Source organism: Butyrivibrio proteoclasticus B316 (genome assembly GCF_000145035.1).
Lineage (GTDB): Bacteria > Bacillota > Clostridia > Lachnospirales > Lachnospiraceae > Butyrivibrio > Butyrivibrio proteoclasticus.
Genome location: NC_014388.1, coordinates 176,938 through 193,774, shown reverse-complemented (window position 1 = coordinate 193,774; position 16,837 = coordinate 176,938). Strand labels below are relative to the sequence as shown.

Annotated in this window: 10 protein-coding genes and 1 pseudogene; 10 read left to right on the top strand and 1 reads right to left on the bottom strand. The window is 40.9% G+C overall.

Translation table 11 applies throughout. The features are described from left to right. Positions 1–64: 64 nt before the first annotated feature. The 7 genes and pseudogenes from BPR_RS20455 to BPR_RS15860 all read left to right on the top strand — a co-directional run. Positions 65–178: pseudogene (locus tag BPR_RS20455) on the top strand (ABC transporter ATP-binding protein); the annotation flags it as partial. Positions 179–264: 86 nt separating this feature from the next. Continuing rightward, positions 265–2,409, top strand: coding sequence for a glycoside hydrolase family 95 protein (locus tag BPR_RS15885; protein ID WP_013282499.1), 2,145 nt, complete (start codon positions 265–267; stop codon positions 2,407–2,409). A gap of 51 nt (positions 2,410–2,460) precedes the next feature. Further along, complete coding sequence (locus tag BPR_RS15880; protein WP_026663212.1) at positions 2,461–3,288, top strand: exodeoxyribonuclease III; 828 nt, start codon at positions 2,461–2,463, stop codon at positions 3,286–3,288. Positions 3,289–3,431: 143 nt separating this feature from the next. Beyond that, positions 3,432–6,152 carry a type I pullulanase gene (gene pulA / locus BPR_RS15875; RefSeq protein WP_013282497.1) on the top strand — a complete coding sequence of 907 codons (2,721 nt, stop codon included), beginning with the start codon at positions 3,432–3,434 and terminating at the stop codon, positions 6,150–6,152. Between the two features lie 177 nt (positions 6,153–6,329). Continuing rightward, on the top strand, positions 6,330–8,219 hold the full coding sequence (locus BPR_RS15870; protein WP_013282496.1) for an ABC transporter ATP-binding protein: 1,890 nt from the start codon (positions 6,330–6,332) through the stop codon (positions 8,217–8,219). Next, on the top strand, positions 8,212–10,026 hold the full coding sequence (locus tag BPR_RS15865; protein WP_013282495.1) for an ABC transporter ATP-binding protein: 1,815 nt from the start codon (positions 8,212–8,214) through the stop codon (positions 10,024–10,026). The genes BPR_RS15870 and BPR_RS15865 overlap by 8 nt, the downstream gene beginning before the upstream one ends. 48 nt (positions 10,027–10,074) lie before the next feature. Beyond that, on the top strand, positions 10,075–12,249 hold the full coding sequence (locus BPR_RS15860) for an alpha-L-rhamnosidase-related protein (protein WP_013282494.1): 2,175 nt from the start codon (positions 10,075–10,077) through the stop codon (positions 12,247–12,249). 231 nt (positions 12,250–12,480) lie between these two features. On the opposite strand, the gene BPR_RS15855 is transcribed toward BPR_RS15860, so the two are convergent. Then, positions 12,481–13,386 carry an alpha/beta hydrolase gene (locus BPR_RS15855; protein WP_013282493.1) on the bottom strand — a complete coding sequence of 302 codons (906 nt, stop codon included), beginning with the start codon at positions 13,384–13,386 and terminating at the stop codon, positions 12,481–12,483. Positions 13,387–13,567: 181 nt separating this feature from the next. Here BPR_RS15855 and BPR_RS15850 point away from each other — a divergent pair, with 181 nt between their 5' ends. The 3 genes from BPR_RS15850 to BPR_RS15840 all read left to right on the top strand — a co-directional run bounded on the left by BPR_RS15850 (position 13,568) and on the right by BPR_RS15840 (position 16,824). Beyond that, positions 13,568–14,743, top strand: coding sequence for an iron-containing alcohol dehydrogenase (locus BPR_RS15850; RefSeq protein WP_013282492.1), 1,176 nt, complete (start codon positions 13,568–13,570; stop codon positions 14,741–14,743). Positions 14,744–14,854: 111 nt separating this feature from the next. Next, a complete protein-coding gene (locus tag BPR_RS15845) occupies positions 14,855–15,607 on the top strand; it encodes a hypothetical protein (RefSeq protein ID WP_013282491.1) in 753 nt (250 codons plus the stop codon). Between the two features lie 65 nt (positions 15,608–15,672). Then, positions 15,673–16,824: a hypothetical protein gene (locus tag BPR_RS15840; protein ID WP_042258346.1), complete on the top strand. Its 1,152-nt coding sequence runs from the start codon at positions 15,673–15,675 to the stop codon at positions 16,822–16,824. Positions 16,825–16,837 lie beyond the last annotated feature (13 nt).

Below are 16,837 nucleotides of genomic sequence, written 5' to 3'. Positions count from 1 at the left end.
ACTATTTAGTGATATCATTATGTTAGCTCTTGCTAACATATACTGCGAGGAGGAATTATGAATAATGGAATTTTTGGAAATTAAAGATTTGAAAAAAAGCTTCGGAGCGGGTGAAACCAGGCAGGAGGTCTTAAGGGGAATGGATTTCACTGTCAGTAAAGGTGAATTCTGCGTTTTGTTTTTGCTTGCTTTTAGGCTGCGCTGCGATTATCGTAGTAACTGGACCTTATAATTGGAACAAATATAGAAAGTTTTGGGGGAAATATGAATAGACTATGGTATAAAGAAGCGGCAAAAGACTGGAATAGTGCGCTTCCACTTGGCAACGGATTTATGGGAGCCATGTGCTTTGGTGGAACACTCATTGACCGCTTTCAGCTAAATAATGACAGCATCTGGTGGAGCGGGCCCAGAGACCGTATTAATCCTGATGCAAAAGAAAGCATTCCTGTGATCAGAAGACTTATCCGCGAAGGCAGGATTTCTGATGCGGAGGATCTTGCGAATGAGGCAATGGCCGGTATACCGGAGTATCAGAGCCATTATGAACCTCTTGGGGATTTGTTTATTATTCCAGAGGGAAAAGAACGTATTCAGATTTTGGGAATACGTGAGCATTGGAGCGGACAGCTCAATCGTATTGAGGAAATACCTGATTATAAGCGGGAACTTGATATAGAAAAAGGAATTCATACAGTTTCCTATACCAAGGACGGCGTTAAATTCTGCCGCGAGAGCTTTATTTCCAATGTGGATAAGGTGATGGCCATAAAGTGCCTGGGGTCACGCCTTCGCATTTTTGCTGAGAGAGGTGATCAGTGCGAGAAGGTATATAAACTCTCGGAAAACACACTTTGCATGGAAGGCAGAACAGGAGCGGACGGTGTCAGATTCTGTATGGTTATCCGTGTAGTTAATGGAAACCCTTATATCAGAGGCAGAATGCTCCATGCAGATGATGATGCTGAGATACTCATCGCTTCACAGACTGACTTTTATAATGAAGATCCTGTGGCAGATGCGGTCAGGACCTTGGATGCGGCGCAGAAACTTGGCTATGATGAGTTAAAGAAAAGGCATGTTTGCGATGTGCAGGAGCTGATGGATCGCTGCACACTTGAAATTGATAGTGATAACAGAGATAACATTCCTACAGATAAAAGGTTACAGGCAGTTGCAGAAGGCGGAACAGATAATGGTCTTATCAATCTCTTGTTTGCCTACGGAAGATATCTTCTCATTTCTTCCAGCAGACCGGGAAGTCTTCCTGCAAATCTGCAGGGAATATGGAACGACAGCTTTTCACCTGCGTGGGACAGCAAATTTACTATTAATATTAATGCGCAGATGAATTACTGGCCTGCGGAAGTCACCGGATTATCAGAGCTTCACGAGCCTTTGTTTGATCTGATGAAACGCATGCTTCCAAACGGCAGAAGAGCCGCAGCTGAAATGTACTGTGCGCGGGGATGGATGGCTCATCATAATACTGATATATGGGGAGACTGTGCGCCGCAGGATACCTGGCAGGCTGCCAGCTACTGGCAGATGGGAGCGGCCTGGCTATGCCTTCATATCCTGGAGCATTACCGCTACACTCAGGATGAGAACTTTATGAGGGAATATCTTCCAATGGTAAAAGAGGCTGCTCTTTTCTTCGAGGATTCTCTTATAGAAAACGAGGCAGGTCAGTTAGTTGTGTCACCGTCGGTTTCTCCGGAAAACACTTATGTACTTCCAAGCGGAGAGCGTGGCATGATGTGCGAAGGAGCATCTATGGATGCACAGATTCTGTATGAGCTTTTTAGCGGGCTGATCGGAACAGACATGTTAAGCTCCGAGGAAAAAGAGAGATATACAACCATATTGTGCAAACTTCCAAAGCCTCAGATTTCTGAAATTGGAACTGTTCAGGAGTGGGCTGAGAACTATGACGAAGTTGAAATCGGTCACAGACATATATCCCATCTTTTTGCTCTTTATCCTGGTAAACAGTTCTTTGACAGTGAGGATAAGGATGCACTTTTAAAAGCGGCGCGTGCAACGATTGAAAGGAGAGTATCCCACGGCGGAGGCCACACTGGGTGGTCGAGAGCATGGATCATCAATATGTGGGCAAGACTCTGTGATGGAGAGCAGTGTTATGAGAACATCATGGCACTTGTCAGAAAGTCCATGCTACCTAATCTTTTCGATAACCATCCGCCTTTTCAGATTGACGGAAACTTTGGCCTGGTATCAGGAATTGCCGAGATGCTGATCCAGAGCCATGAGGGTGAAGATAAGCTTTTGCCTGCACTTCCCAAAGAGTGGCCGTCAGGAAAAGTTACCGGCTTGCATACTCGCTCAGGTAAGATAGTTGATATTGAATGGAAAGATGGAAAGGTAATATCTCAGAAATATTATTAATGAAAAGAAGTATAATGATATATGAAACTTTGATAGAAAAGGAGTAAACTCATGAAATTCATATCCTGGAATATAGATTCAATAAATGCCGCACTTACAGGTACAAGTCCTCGTTCAGATTTAAGCAGACAGGTTCTTGATACAATAGCAAAAGAAAATGCTGATATTATTGCCATTCAGGAGACCAAACTTCCTGAAGCTGGAATGAATGCCAAACAGGAAGAGGCTTTGAAGGCTTATTTCCCTGATCATGACTATGTCTATGTCAGCTCCAGAGAGCCTGCCAGAAAGGGCTATGCAGGAACAATGGCTCTTTATAAAAGAGATATCAAGGTAGTAGCCAGTTTTCCAGAAATAGGTGCTCCTGACACCATGGACAGCGAGGGCAGAATGATCACCTTAGAGCACGACAAATTCTTTTTTAACCTGGTATATACACCAAATGCAGGTGATGGTCTTAAGAGATTAAAAGAGCGTCAGGAGTGGGATGTTCAGTACACTAAATACCTGAAGTCTCTTGACGAAGTTAAGCCGGTCATATCCTGCGGAGATTACAATGTGGCTCATGAGGAGATAGATCTTGCAAATCCTGACAGTAATCACATGTCAGCAGGCTTTACAGACGAAGAACGCGCAGGCTTCACTAATCTGCTCAGCGCCGGATTTGTTGATACATTCAGGCATGTACATGGCGACATTCCAAATGTGTACTCCTGGTGGGCTCAGCGCATCAAGACCAGCAAGATCAATAATTCAGGATGGAGGATCGACTATTTCCTTGTCAGTGACAGGATCAAAGACAAGGTTACAAGGTCTGACATGCTGGATTCAGGTGCTCGTCAGGACCATACTCCGATTGCGCTTGAGATTGAGCTGTAAAGATAATATAAAAATTCCTCATATTCCCATCTGATCACAAGAGAAACAAGAGCACAGTGAAAAAAGATGACTTTACTACTCCCGGGGAAAATAGTAAAATAAAGGAAAACGTTTTCCGCAATAAATGGGAGGTAAAGAAAAAAGTGAAAAGAGTAATCATGAAGCACGTTTTTGCTCTTGTAATGGCGGTCATGATGCTGGTGACAAGTGTGTTTGCCGGATTTGGAACGTCCATTACTGCAAGAGCAGATGAGGGAGTTACGCTCAAACTCCACTACCACAGAGAGGATGGAGACTATGCCAAATGGGATGCCTGGATGTGGGCAGATGGTGCAGAAGGCGCCGGATATCCCTTTCAGGATGAGAATGGCGAAATGGTGGCCACTATGTCTGTTCCAGGCGGAGCTACCAAGGTTGGATTTATCGTAAGGACACAGGATTGGGACAAGGATATTGACGCTGATCAGTTCATCGATATATCCGAGGTTGTTTCAGGAACAGTGCATGCCTTTGTCGAATCAGGAGTAGAGGGAGCCACTAAGGAATATGGGGATGATGTGATGACAGGAACAAAACTTAAAACTGCAACCTATGATGGTAAGGATACTATAACAATCGAGCTTACAGGAGAGATAGCTGATTCCTTATTAAGCTCTTTTTATGTAAAAGGACGTCTTGGAGATGTAGAAGTTACCAAGGCGGAGTTAAAAGAAAAGGCTTCAGATAGCCAGTACTTCTACAATCTTACTATAGCTTCTGAGCTTGATAGTAACAGGAATTATCGTGTTGGCTTTGACGGACAGGAATATCCTGTAAACATGCCTATTGTTTATTCAACGCAGGAATTCGAGGACAAATATACCTACGAGGGTAATGACCTTGGTGCAACTTATGCCAAGGATAAGACAGTTTTCCGTGTATGGGCACCTACTGCCGAGGCGGTAACTGTAAATCTCTATGAGTCAGGCGATCCTTGGGAAAAAGACCTTAAGGAAACTGTTGAAATGACAGCAGATGAAAAGGGTACATGGCTTGCAGAGGTATCGGGAGATCTTGCAGGAACTTATTATACATATACTGCGATCATCGATGGATTAAACGTTGAGGCTTGCGATCCTTATGCCAGAACTACCGGAGTCAACGGTAAAAGAGCCATGGTCATTGACCTTGAAGCGACAAATCCTGAAGGATGGGCTGGGGATACCAATCCTCATAGCGGCGAGAAGATAAATGATGCTGTTATATATGAGCTTCATATCCGCGACTTTTCAGTAGATCCTGAGGGAAATATGGTAAATGCCGGAAAATACACTGCATTTACTGAAACTGGTACCAAGACAGCAGGCGGAAACTCGACAGGTGTTGATTATCTCAAGGATCTTGGGGTGACTCATATTCATCTTCTTCCTTTTTATGATTTTGGATCTGTTGATGAAAATGCTACAACTACTGAGAGATTCAACTGGGGCTATGACCCTGTTAACTACAATGTTCCGGAGGGCTCATATTCTACAGATGCCCATGATGGTAATGTTCGTGTCAGAGAAGCCAAGGAAATGGTAAAGGCTCTGCATGACAACGGACTTTCTGTTGTTATGGACGTAGTGTACAACCATGTTTACAGCGGCAAGGATTTCTGTATTAACCGCCTTGTTCCGGGATATTTTTCCAGAATAAATGCTGACGGAACGTATTCGAACGGCTCAGGATGCGGCAATGACACTGCATCTGAGCGCTCCATGGTCAGAAAATACATTGTTGATTCAGTTTGCTACTGGGCTGATGAATATCACATTGATGGATTCAGATTTGATCTTGTAGGACTTTTGGATGTAGATACAATAAATGAGATTGTTTCCAAGGTTCACGAAACTCACCCTGATGTCATTTTCTATGGAGAGGGCTGGAGCATGAACACTGATGTTACCAAGGAAAATATTACCATGGCAACACAACAGTCATCAGAAAAAACTCCAGGTTTTGCCTACTTTAATGACAATATCAGAGACGGTTTAAAGGGAAGTGTATTTAATACTGCAGAAACAGGATGGGCATCAGGCTCCAAGAATGCTGAGAGAGCCATGACTTCTTCATTCCTTGCTACAGAAACCTGGTCCAAGAATCCATCTCAGATAATCCAGTATGCTTCCTGTCATGACAACAACACTCTCTATGACAGAATTGCCATGGCAAGAACAGATCTCGATGAAGAGTCCTGGATCAAGATGAGTAATCTTGCGGCAGCTTTCTACATGACGGCCGAGGGAGTACCTTTCATGCAGGCTGGTGAAGAGATTCTCAGAACCAAGGTTAAGGAAGACGGCTCTTTTGACTCTAACAGTTATAGCTCAGGCGATGAGGTGAACAGCCTTAAATGGGAGACTATCGATGATACTAAATATCAGAAGAATTATGAATTCTACAAGGGACTCATTACCTTAAGAAAAGAGCATCCGCTTTTCAGACTCAGTTCAGGTGATGAAGTAGCTGCAAGAGTTAAAGCAGTAGAGAATCTTGATAAGAATGTCCTTGCCTTTAATATGGATAATTCTGATAAAACAGTCGCAGGCGAACCTGCTGAGCAGATTTTCCTTGCTTTTAACCCCAATATGACTGCTACAACAATTTCATTGCCGGAAGGAAACTGGAATGTGCATGTGAAGGGAACACAGGCTGGAACAGAGGTTCTTGAAACTGTTTCAGGAACACTTACAGTTGATCCTATTTCTGCAGTTGTTCTTGTAAAGGGAGAGAGTGATAAACCTGCAGGAGCCAAGACTCCTGTACTTCCTATTGCTGCTGGGGCTGTAGGAATACTTGCTATATTGGGCGGTATTTTGGTATTTTTGAAAAAGAAGAAATAAGCTTTAATCCAACTTATGATTAGAAATAGGGCGGCTTGTGAGAGTCGCCCGTTTTTTTTTCTATATAGCAATATGTAAGTAGCAATGGACATTTGTGTAAATTAAAATTATTGAGACATCATTGTTTGGCACATTTGTTGTATGAAATGTGCCTTGGCTTACATGGAGGAAGAAAAAATGTGGATTGAGGATGAATACAAAGAAAGTAAAGATAATCCCTTACACAAGGAATTCGGGATATGGAGTAATACCAGATATATTCTTGGTAAGATACTTAAGTACAGGCCGGAAGTAGTGGCTCTTTTATTGCTTGGGATGGTTTGCTCATCTGTTCTTTCTTATTTCTGGGGGATTTTTGGTAAGTATGTAATTGATATTATTCAGGCCGGGCTTACGGAAGAAGAGGCAGTGGGCAGACTTATACGAATTGTTCTTTTGGCAGGAGTTATCGCATGCCTTTTGAACATAGGAAGTGTTTTATCGGATAATCTTATCTGGTATAGATTTATTTATGTGCGTATGCAAATGATCACCGAGAGGATAGCAAGGGTCCTTTCGCTTAAGTATGAACTTATCGAAAGACCTGATGTCCTCGATGTGGCAAGGCGAGCAGAGCAGGCAACAGGTGGAAATATGAACGGCGTCGAAGGCGTGATGCGTTATATGCAGATGCTTCTTACCAGCCTTTTTACTGTAGGGGTCACATTTGTGGCAGTTTTGGTTCTAGACTTCAGACTTATTTTGGCACTGATAGCTCTATGTGTTATTCAGTTTTTGTATTATAGGAAAATAGTCGAAAAGGACAAAAAAGAGGTTTGGGATAAGCTCTCTGATTCCTGGAGAAAAACTGATTATATGGAGAGAGTGACCCAGTATTGTGACCATGCCAAGGAAATCAGACTCTTTAACCTTTCTGAGTTTCTTTCAAAAAAGCAGGAAGATACCTACCGGTATAAGGAAGAAAAATGGGATGTTCATTATGAGCTCTGGTTCAAGAATTCCTTTGTTACTCAGGTAGCAAATGTTGTGATCAAGGCGCTGATATATTCTGTACTGTTTTTTGCGGTATTTACTAAAGATTTATCTATAGGAAACTTTACATTGTTTTTGTCGTTATCTATGGCTTTTTCCCAGGCGCTTTTAGATTTCCTGCAGCGCTTTGGAGATTACAAGAGGGCATCGCTGGAAACGGATGATTTCAGATCCTTTATTGAACTTGAAATAGATGACGATGAAAAAGACTGCATAGAGATTCCGATGGCAGACACATACGAAATTGAATTTAAGAACGTTTCCTACAAGTATGCCAAGTCAGAAACTTATGCTCTTAAGAATCTTAATCTTAAGCTTAAACCTGGTCAAAAACTGGCTGTGGTAGGTCTAAATGGCGCAGGAAAGACTACAATGATCAAACTCCTCCTTAGGCTCTACGATCCTTCAGAAGGCGTTATTACTTTAAATGGCACAGACATCAGAAAATACAGGAGAGAAGATTATTACAGACTATTTGCACCAGTATTTCAGAATGTTGAGATATTTGCTTTTCTCATGTCCGAGAATATCGCTATGCATAGCAGGGACAAGCTTGATAGAGACAAGGTAAAAGAGTGCGCTATTTCTGCAGGTCTTGAAGAAAAGCTTGGTTCTCTTGTAAAGGGAATTGATACGCCCCTTACAAATGTGGTGGAAGATGATGGTATTGATTTATCTGGGGGTGAAAAGCAAAAGCTGGCTCTGGCAAGAGCTCTGTATAAAGGCTCTAAGATAGTTGTTTTGGATGAGCCTACATCCGCTCTTGATGCTATTGCTGAGCAAAGGCTTTATGAACAGTTTGATGAAATGATTGGTGAAAAGAGTGCAGTTTATATCTCGCACAGACTGGCATCTACCAGATTCTGTGACCAGGTTGCCATGTTTGAAAATGGAAGTCTGGTGGAGCTTGGAAGTCACGATGAGCTTATGGAAAAAGGCGGCAAATACGCTGATATGTTTAATGTTCAGGCTCAGTATTACCGCGATAATCCGGAAGAGCAATTAGAAGGACAGGAGGTAGAGAAGGTTGGCTAAATTAGATAAAGACAGTAAAGAAAATGTTTCTACTTTCCATAAGATACGAAAAGTTATAACTCTTTTATTTTCGTCAGCATACAAAAAATACCCGGGATTTTTTATGTGGGAAAGCATAAAGGCAGTTTCGCAGATTCTGCAACCTTTTGTGGCAATCCTGATCTCTCCTCTTATAGTTGATGAGATAGTAGGCGATAGAAATCTAAGCAAATTAATAATTCTTGCAGCAAGCCTTATAATAGGTGAGTTTGTTATTTCGATGATTACCAGCCGAAGTAGCACTGAACTTAATAAATACCAGCAAAGACTGGATGACTATTTTGCAATACTCATGGGAAAACATTCCATGGAACTGGATTATCAGCTGACAGAGGATAAAGAGGCCCTGGATCAGATTGAGAAAGCAAGAACAGGAATGAGCTGGTACTCAGGGGGCGTTTATGGTATCTCAGAAATCTTTTTTATGTTCATTACTAATATAATCAGAGCGATTGGATTTGTCATTGTTATAGCACTGCATGCACCACTTTTGCTTCTTCTTTTGGCTATATATTCACTTGTAAATCTGTACGTTGTCTCTAAGCAGAACAAGATAGAAATTGAAGCCTTTGGAAAGCTTTCAAAGGTAAACCGGCTGTTTGGTTACTTTGGTTGGGATATAGTAGATACAAGGTTTGGAAAGGATATTCGTCTTTATGATGCTCAGAAACTTATGGTGGAGTGCTGGGAGCATAATACAGATAAGAGCAATAAACACTGGAGATGGCAGGCATTAACCCAGCTTCCATATAGTATTGGCGTTAACGTAATATCAGCTATAAAAGGTGCTGCGGCATACTTTTATGTGGGTCTTTTGGCTATAAAGGGAGTTTATGGTATTGGTACCTTTGTGCAGCTTATCAGCACAGAAGCAGCTCTTAACGGAACTTTGAGCGGGCTTGTCTGGAACGTGACGGAACTTATCAAGAATTGCAATTACGCCTATGAGTATGTTTTATTCATGGAATATCCTGAGGCTCTTCCCAAGGGAGAAAAAGAAATTGCTAAAAAGCCTCATGAAATCGAATTCAGGCATGTTTCTTTTTCCTATCCAAAGACAGATAAAAAGATATTGGATGATATTTGTATTAAGATAAGGCCAGGTGAGCACTTGTCTATAGTTGGCTTAAATGGCGCCGGAAAAACCACCTTTATTAAGCTCCTCTGCAGGCTTTATGACCCGACGGAAGGTCAGATTTTACTTGATGGAGTAGATATAAGAGATTACGATTACAGGCAGTATATGCAGCAGTTTGCACCGGTATTTCAGGATTTCAAGCTATTTTCTTTTACTATTGACGAGAATATAGCTTTTGCAAACCCGGATAAGGGCAAGGTTGATGAGTACATCGAGCTAGTGGGACTTAAAGATAAAGTCGATGAGCTTGAAAAGGGTACGCAAACCACTATATTTAAGTACTTTGATGAAAAGGGAATAGAGCCTTCCGGAGGCGAACAGCAGAAGATTGCGATTGCAAGGGCTCTGTATAAGGACAGCCCTGTAGTTATTCTGGATGAGCCTACATCCGCCCTTGATCCATTGGCGGAATATGAAGTATATAAACAGTTCCATACGCTTGTGGGCGGTAAAACAGCTTTTTATATTTCTCACAGATTATCAAGCTGTAAATTCTGCGACAGTATAGCAGTTTTTTCTGAAGGAAAAATTGCTGAGTACGGCAGTCATGATGAGCTTATCAGTATACCATCAGGTATATACGCGAAAATGTTTGAGGCTCAGGCTAAATATTACAGAGATGCAAGCTGATATAGGTGCTTGGCAAGGCAAAAAAGATATTGGGAGGCTTTTGCTTTTATGGATAATAGAAAATGTATTTGGAAAAAAGGTGAAAATGGCGAGAACACATGGATGTGTTTGGTCAAAAAGTTTGACCTTAATAGTGATGCTAATAAGGCTCTGGCCAAAATAGCAGTTGATTCCAAATACTGGCTCTATGTAAACGGCAGGCCCGTGATATTTGAAGGCGGTATAAAACGAGGGCCTGACAGACATTCCATATATTATGATGAAGTTGACCTTGGTGAATTCCTGAATCAGGGGAGAAATACCATTGCTATCCTTGTTTTGTTTTTTGGCAAACAAGGTTTTTCTCACCTGGATAGTGGAAGAGGCGGCCTTGTATTTGAAATGGATATAAATGGAGATACCATTTGCTCAGATGAATCCTGGAAGGTAAAAAAGCATCCGGCATATGTCTCTGCTGATGAAAAAGATGAAAAAAGCAATTTCAGGCTATCGGAGTCTAATCTGTATTTTGATGCAGGCAAAGATATTCCCGGTTGGTATATGCCGGATTACGATACTTCCGATTGGGATAATGCGGAAGTTATCGATGATGCACCTTCATATTGGGGTTCTTTTCATAAAAGAATAATTCCTCAATTAAAGGATTTTGGCTATAAAAAGTACATAAATAGTGATGAGTTAAAGGAACATAAAACCAAGGAAAAAGAAATATTTAAAATGAAGCTTCCCTATAATGCTCAGATAACTCCTGTGCTTAAGGTAATAGCCCCTGCGGGAAGAAGGATAACAATAAAAGCAGACAATTATGTAGATGCGCTATATGATACCAAAAGTGTTATGTCTGTTTATTATACAAAGGCCGGCTATCAGGAATACGAATCCCTGGGATGGATGAATGGCGAGTATATTTATTATGAAATAGATGAAGGCGTTACTATTCAAGAACTTGGATATCACGAAACAGGTTATAATACCGAATTTGTTGGCAGCTTTGTATGTAATGATGCATTCCTGAATAAATTATGGCAGAAATCACTTAGAACACTTTACATCACCATGAGGGATAATTTTATGGATTGTCCTGACAGGGAGAGAGCCCAGTGGTGGGGGGATGTAAATCTTGAAATGCAGCAGATGCTGTACTGCCTTGATGAAAGAGCACTGCTCCTATATAAAAAAGGCGTTGAAATGATGTCCGGTTGGACGTTAGATAGCGGCTATATGTTGACAGTAGTCCCTTCAGGCAAAGATCAGTTTGAACTACCTATGCAAAATCTCGCAGGTATATGGGGATTCTGGTATTACTATAGATATACAGGTGATGCTTCGTTTTTACCTCAGGCATATGAAGCGTCAAAAGAATATTTAAATCTCTTTGAAATGAAGGATGGACTTGTTGTTCATAGAACCGGTAGCTGGGATTGGCCGGATTGGGGCGATAATGCTGATATAGCTCCTATGGAGAACGCCTGGTATTATATGGCATTAGATTCCTTAATTAATATGGCAGAGTTGCTGGGAAAACAAGATGAATCCGGCTCTTTTATCACAAGGAAAAATGACATTAAAAACAGCTATGACAAGAGCTTTTGGAAGGGAAGCTTTTACTATAATAAGACAGATAATGGAAAGCCTGATGACAGAGCCAATGCGCTTGCAGTAATATCAGGGCTTGCAGAACCTGATAAGTATGCTGATATAGTAGAAGTTCTGGAAAAGGCCACAAATTCAAGTCCATATATGGAAAAGTATGTACTTGATGCTCTTTGCATAGCAGGTCGCATAGACAAAGCCATCATCAGAATGAAGACCAGATATAAAGAGATGGTGGATTATGACTACTCAACATTATGGGAGTACTGGAATCAGGATGGAACACTTAATCATGCCTGGTCAGGTGGTCCGCTTATTACTATGTCCAAATATATAGCAGGAATCAGACCATTGGAGGCAGGGCATAAGCGTTTTGAGATAAAACCCTGTCTTGTTGATCTGACAAATGTTAAATGTGATGTTCCATCTGCAAAAGGCCTTATCAGCGTGGAGATATCCAAAGCAGATGACAGATATTGCATGAAACTTAAGATACCAATGGGTACAGAGGCCGATGTATATTTGCCTGTTATAGATCAGAAATCTTTAAGCGATATCGGGTATGAATACTCTTTGACTGCAGATGGTTTTGCTGTATTTAAGTTAAAAGAGGGCGAGTATTACCTTTGATTCATTTAAGTAAACTATTGACTGTGCAAGACTTGAAACTGCATCGTCACACTGGCTGCCGGAGCTTGTTGGTGCATTTATTTCTACAACCATGGAAGGGCTTAATAAGAAGATCAAAGCAGTTGAATCTCATAATATTTTTGCAGAGTTTTTAAATGCGGCATTTATAATCACATGATATCAGTTCAGATGCAGTCAGAGAACTGGAAGATGGCATAATATCAAAGGTGATCAGGCTGCGAGTTCCAGACAATGGACGCTGTACAAAAAGTTCTTGATTATTTCTTCATAACGATCTGCGTCAGCAATGATGTTACGCGTATGATCTGCACCTTCAAAAATGTGCATTTCAGTGTAGCCTTCAGTTGCATTTTCAAGTTCCACAGTATCCTTAACAGGTACTACGCAGTCGCTGTCACCTTGAATGAAGCATATCGGTACTGTGTTGCCATTAAGGCTGTCCTTTGTAAAAATCTTTTTATATGAGTAGCCGAACATAAGGCGGAAAAAGATTACAGCCGGATCAAAAAGTACAGGTGATACGTGAGCTATCTGCTGGGCAAGTTTGCACAGAAGTGAATAAAGAGAATTATAACAACTGTCAGCGATAACAAAAGAGATATGAGGATGGTATTTAAGAGCGGTAAGAGCTGTTACACCGCCAAGGCATTCGCCATGAACGCCGATCTTGATATCATCTCCAAAACGATCAACAGTATCATTTATTACACTGAGAAGATCCTTGCTTTCCTTGATTCCCCAGGTTGATGGAGACTTCTGATTATCACCATGGCCACGAAGGTCAAAGAGAATACCGTTATATCCCATTTTCCTGAATATGTTGAAGTATTTGATTCCTCCAATTCTGCAGTAGGTTGATGAATGAACAAGGATGACAAATTTTTTGGAAGGAACGGCTGAAGGAATATAAGTTGTATGAAGCTCATAGCCGTCAAAAGATTTTATGATATATTCTTCACTTTTCCAGTTCTTATAACCATCAAGAAAATGTCTTCTGTTTTCTTTCTGATAAGCTTTGTTTGGGTCGATGCACTTAACAAGCCCCATTGATCTGGCAAATACAGCACAGACCGAGAGATAAACGATTACTAAAAATATTGTTACAAAAATTACCATATTACGTTTCTTTCCTTGAAAAATAAAATTTCTATTTTCCCCGACAAAGAATAATATCATGAAATTAAAAAAATGCAAATTAATAAATTTCATATATAATCAAAGAGTACCTATAAGATACTTTGTAGTGGCATTTGACGCTGATTACTAATATATTGGGAAAGGATTCACAGGTGAAAACATGGAGAACTTCAAATTTTATGCGCCTACAGAAGTGGTTTTTGGGAAGGATGTTGAGGATCAGACAGGAGAAATAGCTTGTAAATATGGTAGAAAAGCACTTCTTGTCTATGGAAAGGGAAGTGTTATTAAGAGTGGACTTCTCGGAAGAGTCGAAAAGGCTTTGTCTGATTCAGGAATAGAATATAGAGAATTTGGTGGTGCCAAGCCCAATCCTACATTGGAACACGCCAAGGAAGGTATAAAAGAGGCCATAGCTTTCGGAGCAGACATGATAATCGGTATAGGTGGCGGAAGTGCTATAGATACAGCAAAGGCCATTGCTCATGGAACTGCTAACAGTGACCAGGATCTGTGGGCAATCTGGACCCGAAAAGTTCCGCTTACCAAGTCACTTCCTGTCGGAGCAGTCCTTACAATAGCTGCTGCAGGTAGTGAGATGAGTGATTCTGCGGTATTGACCAATGAAGAACTTGGCAAAAAGGCAGGCATCAATACTGATTTTAACAGATGCAGATTTGCCATAGTCAATCCGGCTCTTGGGATGACTCTTCCAAAGAATCAGTTGGCAGCCGGAGTTACAGACATAATGATGCACACCATGGAGAGATACTTTATTCCAGAGAGTCATTGCAATATGACAGATGAAATAGCAGAAGGACTGCTCAGAACAGTTATCACAAACGGAAAGCGTATAATAGATGATCCTTCTGATTATGATGCTATGTGTGAAGTTTTCTGGGCATCCAGCCTTTCTCATAACAACCTTACAGAATGTGGACGAGGCAAGGATTTTTCCGTGCATAAGCTGGGGCATGCTCTGTCTGCGCGATATGATGTGACACATGGAGATTCTCTTTCAGCTGTCTGGGGAGCCTGGGCCAAAGAATTATATAGCGGCGCAGTGCCAAGATTTGCAAGATTTGCAGAAAAAGTATGGGGAATCACTGAAAGTGATGCAGAAAAAGCTGCTCTTATGGGAATAGAAAAAACAGTGGATTTCTTTAAGAGTATTGGAATGCCTGTGAGCTTGAGAGATTTGGGAATTGATCCATCTGATGAAGATTTGGAGGCTTTGTCCCTTGATGCAACTATGCAGGGAGCAGTTAAGCTTTCTAGAATAAGACCTCTTGATGCAAGCGATGTTAAAAAAATCTATCGGGCAGCTTTACAGTAAATGATCCGGGGTGCGTGAGAAAATGTTTTTTCGCGCACCTCTTTTTTTGAAACAATTCTTCCTGCTTTGCTGTATTATTGTTAGGTGAAAAAGTATTGGAAGGGAAAACTTATGAAAAAGAAAATAGTAACTTATTTACTTGTAGCTTCTATGCTGACTGTTACAAATGGTTGTGGCAATACAGTAAAAGAGGCAACTACTGAGACGGGGACTGAGGAGACCTTAGAAAAAACTTCAGTGGAAGCTTCTTCTGAACAATCTACAGAAGAAACTGCTGAGCCGATTGCTGAGAAGCAGAATAAGCCGGAGATAAATGAAGATCTGCTTGGAGCTATAGAACAGCTTGCAGATGGTCAGGAACAGGCTGTCTCCGGAACAGAACATTCTTTTTACGGATGGTATAGTGATGAGTATCTGGAGGGAGAATGGATATGGCCTCAAATAGACAGATCAGCAGATGATATTCTGGAAAAGTTCCGTGCTTCACGTCCGGTTAAGTATCCGGATTCTATCTATGGTGAAGGAGATGTCCTTGGAAGATGGGCTATGGCTACAATCGGTAAAAACAATATTCCTGAGGAAGTCAGAGAAAAAGGCCGTCACATAGGAGCTGCTCACGAATACTGGTTCGGTACTGATATTGCTAATAATTTTAGCAATAATATTCCTACTATGTATGGAACATATTATGCTCTTAAGGATTATTACACTTCCGAGGGCAGAAATAGTGCAGAGTTTTATCAGGAAATGAAAGATGATTGTTGGGGGAGCGATCCTGATAAGGATGCAACTATCAAAAAAATGTATGAAAGCCTCAAGGATGTTATTTCGGACTTCAACAATCTAATTAGAGCACAGCAGTAGGCATATCATATTATTGAATGATGATCACTGAGATAAGAAAATATTTATAGGGAGGATGAGTGAACATGGAACTAAAAAAGGTCACCTGTCCTAATTGTGGCAGTTCAGAAATAGCAAAAATAAATGGAGAGCAGTACAAATGCAATTATTGCAATACTACTTTTTTGATAGATTATGATCAAGAAGATGCACAGATTATAAGTAAGAAGACAGATCTGAAAATACACCGCTCTCGAATGATATTTGTAGCTGTAAGCTTGATATTAGCGCTACTTCTTTTTGGCGGGCTATATCTCAGTAATCAGGATTATACAGAGTCAGAAGCGGTGCAGGAGAGTTCTGCAAAACCGGAGCTTCGTCTTTTGGATACATCAGATATCGAGGCAGGAATTGATCTGTCAGAGTTTACAAAAGCTGCAGATACTTATGCCCAAGATGGTGTCAAGGAAGGCTACACAGGATCCTGGAAGCGAACAGATAAGCCCAGGTTGGTTGGCGAATACTTATTAAATAGCCAGAATGATAATAGACTTATATTCTTTTATGAGTACAGCTGGGGCAAGGATGACGGCGAGTCGGATAAACGCTATGTTCCTATCAGCTTTGATGATATTTTCATGACAGAAGACGGCAGGATCAAATCTGATTATAAACCAAGTGTAGATATGCATCTTGAGTTTTTGGGAAACTATTTTGTATACGGATATTTTGATCTAAGTTCTGCCTACAGAGAGAATATTACAGCACATCCGGAGTATACGGTTACTGAGATTGAAGTAAAGAACAGCGAGGAGGGGGAAGAGATGACAGAATCAGAAGTTATAGAGCTTTTAAAAGAACGTGGATTTACCGACAACCCAATTACAACAGAGTACACAGCAGATGGAGAGATGATAGATAAGAAAGAGGTTGGGGAGTCAGACGAAACTCATCCGTATTATCAGACTATTTTTCTATCTGAAACAGGAGAGTATTGGACTATTATTGTGATGAAGGGCAGCGTAATTGCTAATCCTGTCGGATATAATATGGAATCTAACGCACATGGTGCACAGCTGATCTTGTCAGAATCTGAAGTGATAACCAGTTATGACAGTGTAACTAATTCTTTTTCTGATTCAATTCCAAATGAATCAGAATTAATTGTTAAAACGGTTGATCATATAGATGCTGAGACATTGAATTCACTGACTGTGGAAGACATTGAAGCATTGTAAAGCTGGCTTTATG

Bases quoted from the DNA above. Each gene is read 5' to 3' on its own strand.
- BPR_RS15885 (WP_013282499.1), top strand. From the start codon at position 265: ATGAATAGACTATGGTATAAAGAAGCGGCAAAAGACTGGAATAGTGCG.
- BPR_RS15880 (WP_026663212.1), top strand. From the start codon at position 2,461: ATGAAATTCATATCCTGGAATATAGATTCAATAAATGCCGCACTTACA.
- BPR_RS15870 (WP_013282496.1), top strand. From the start codon at position 6,330: ATGTGGATTGAGGATGAATACAAAGAAAGTAAAGATAATCCCTTACAC.
- BPR_RS15860 (WP_013282494.1), top strand. From the start codon at position 10,075: ATGGATAATAGAAAATGTATTTGGAAAAAAGGTGAAAATGGCGAGAAC.
- BPR_RS15855 (WP_013282493.1), bottom strand. From the start codon at position 13,386: ATGGTAATTTTTGTAACAATATTTTTAGTAATCGTTTATCTCTCGGTC.
- BPR_RS15850 (WP_013282492.1), top strand. From the start codon at position 13,568: ATGGAGAACTTCAAATTTTATGCGCCTACAGAAGTGGTTTTTGGGAAG.
- BPR_RS15845 (WP_013282491.1), top strand. From the start codon at position 14,855: ATGAAAAAGAAAATAGTAACTTATTTACTTGTAGCTTCTATGCTGACT.
- BPR_RS15840 (WP_042258346.1), top strand. From the start codon at position 15,673: ATGGAACTAAAAAAGGTCACCTGTCCTAATTGTGGCAGTTCAGAAATA.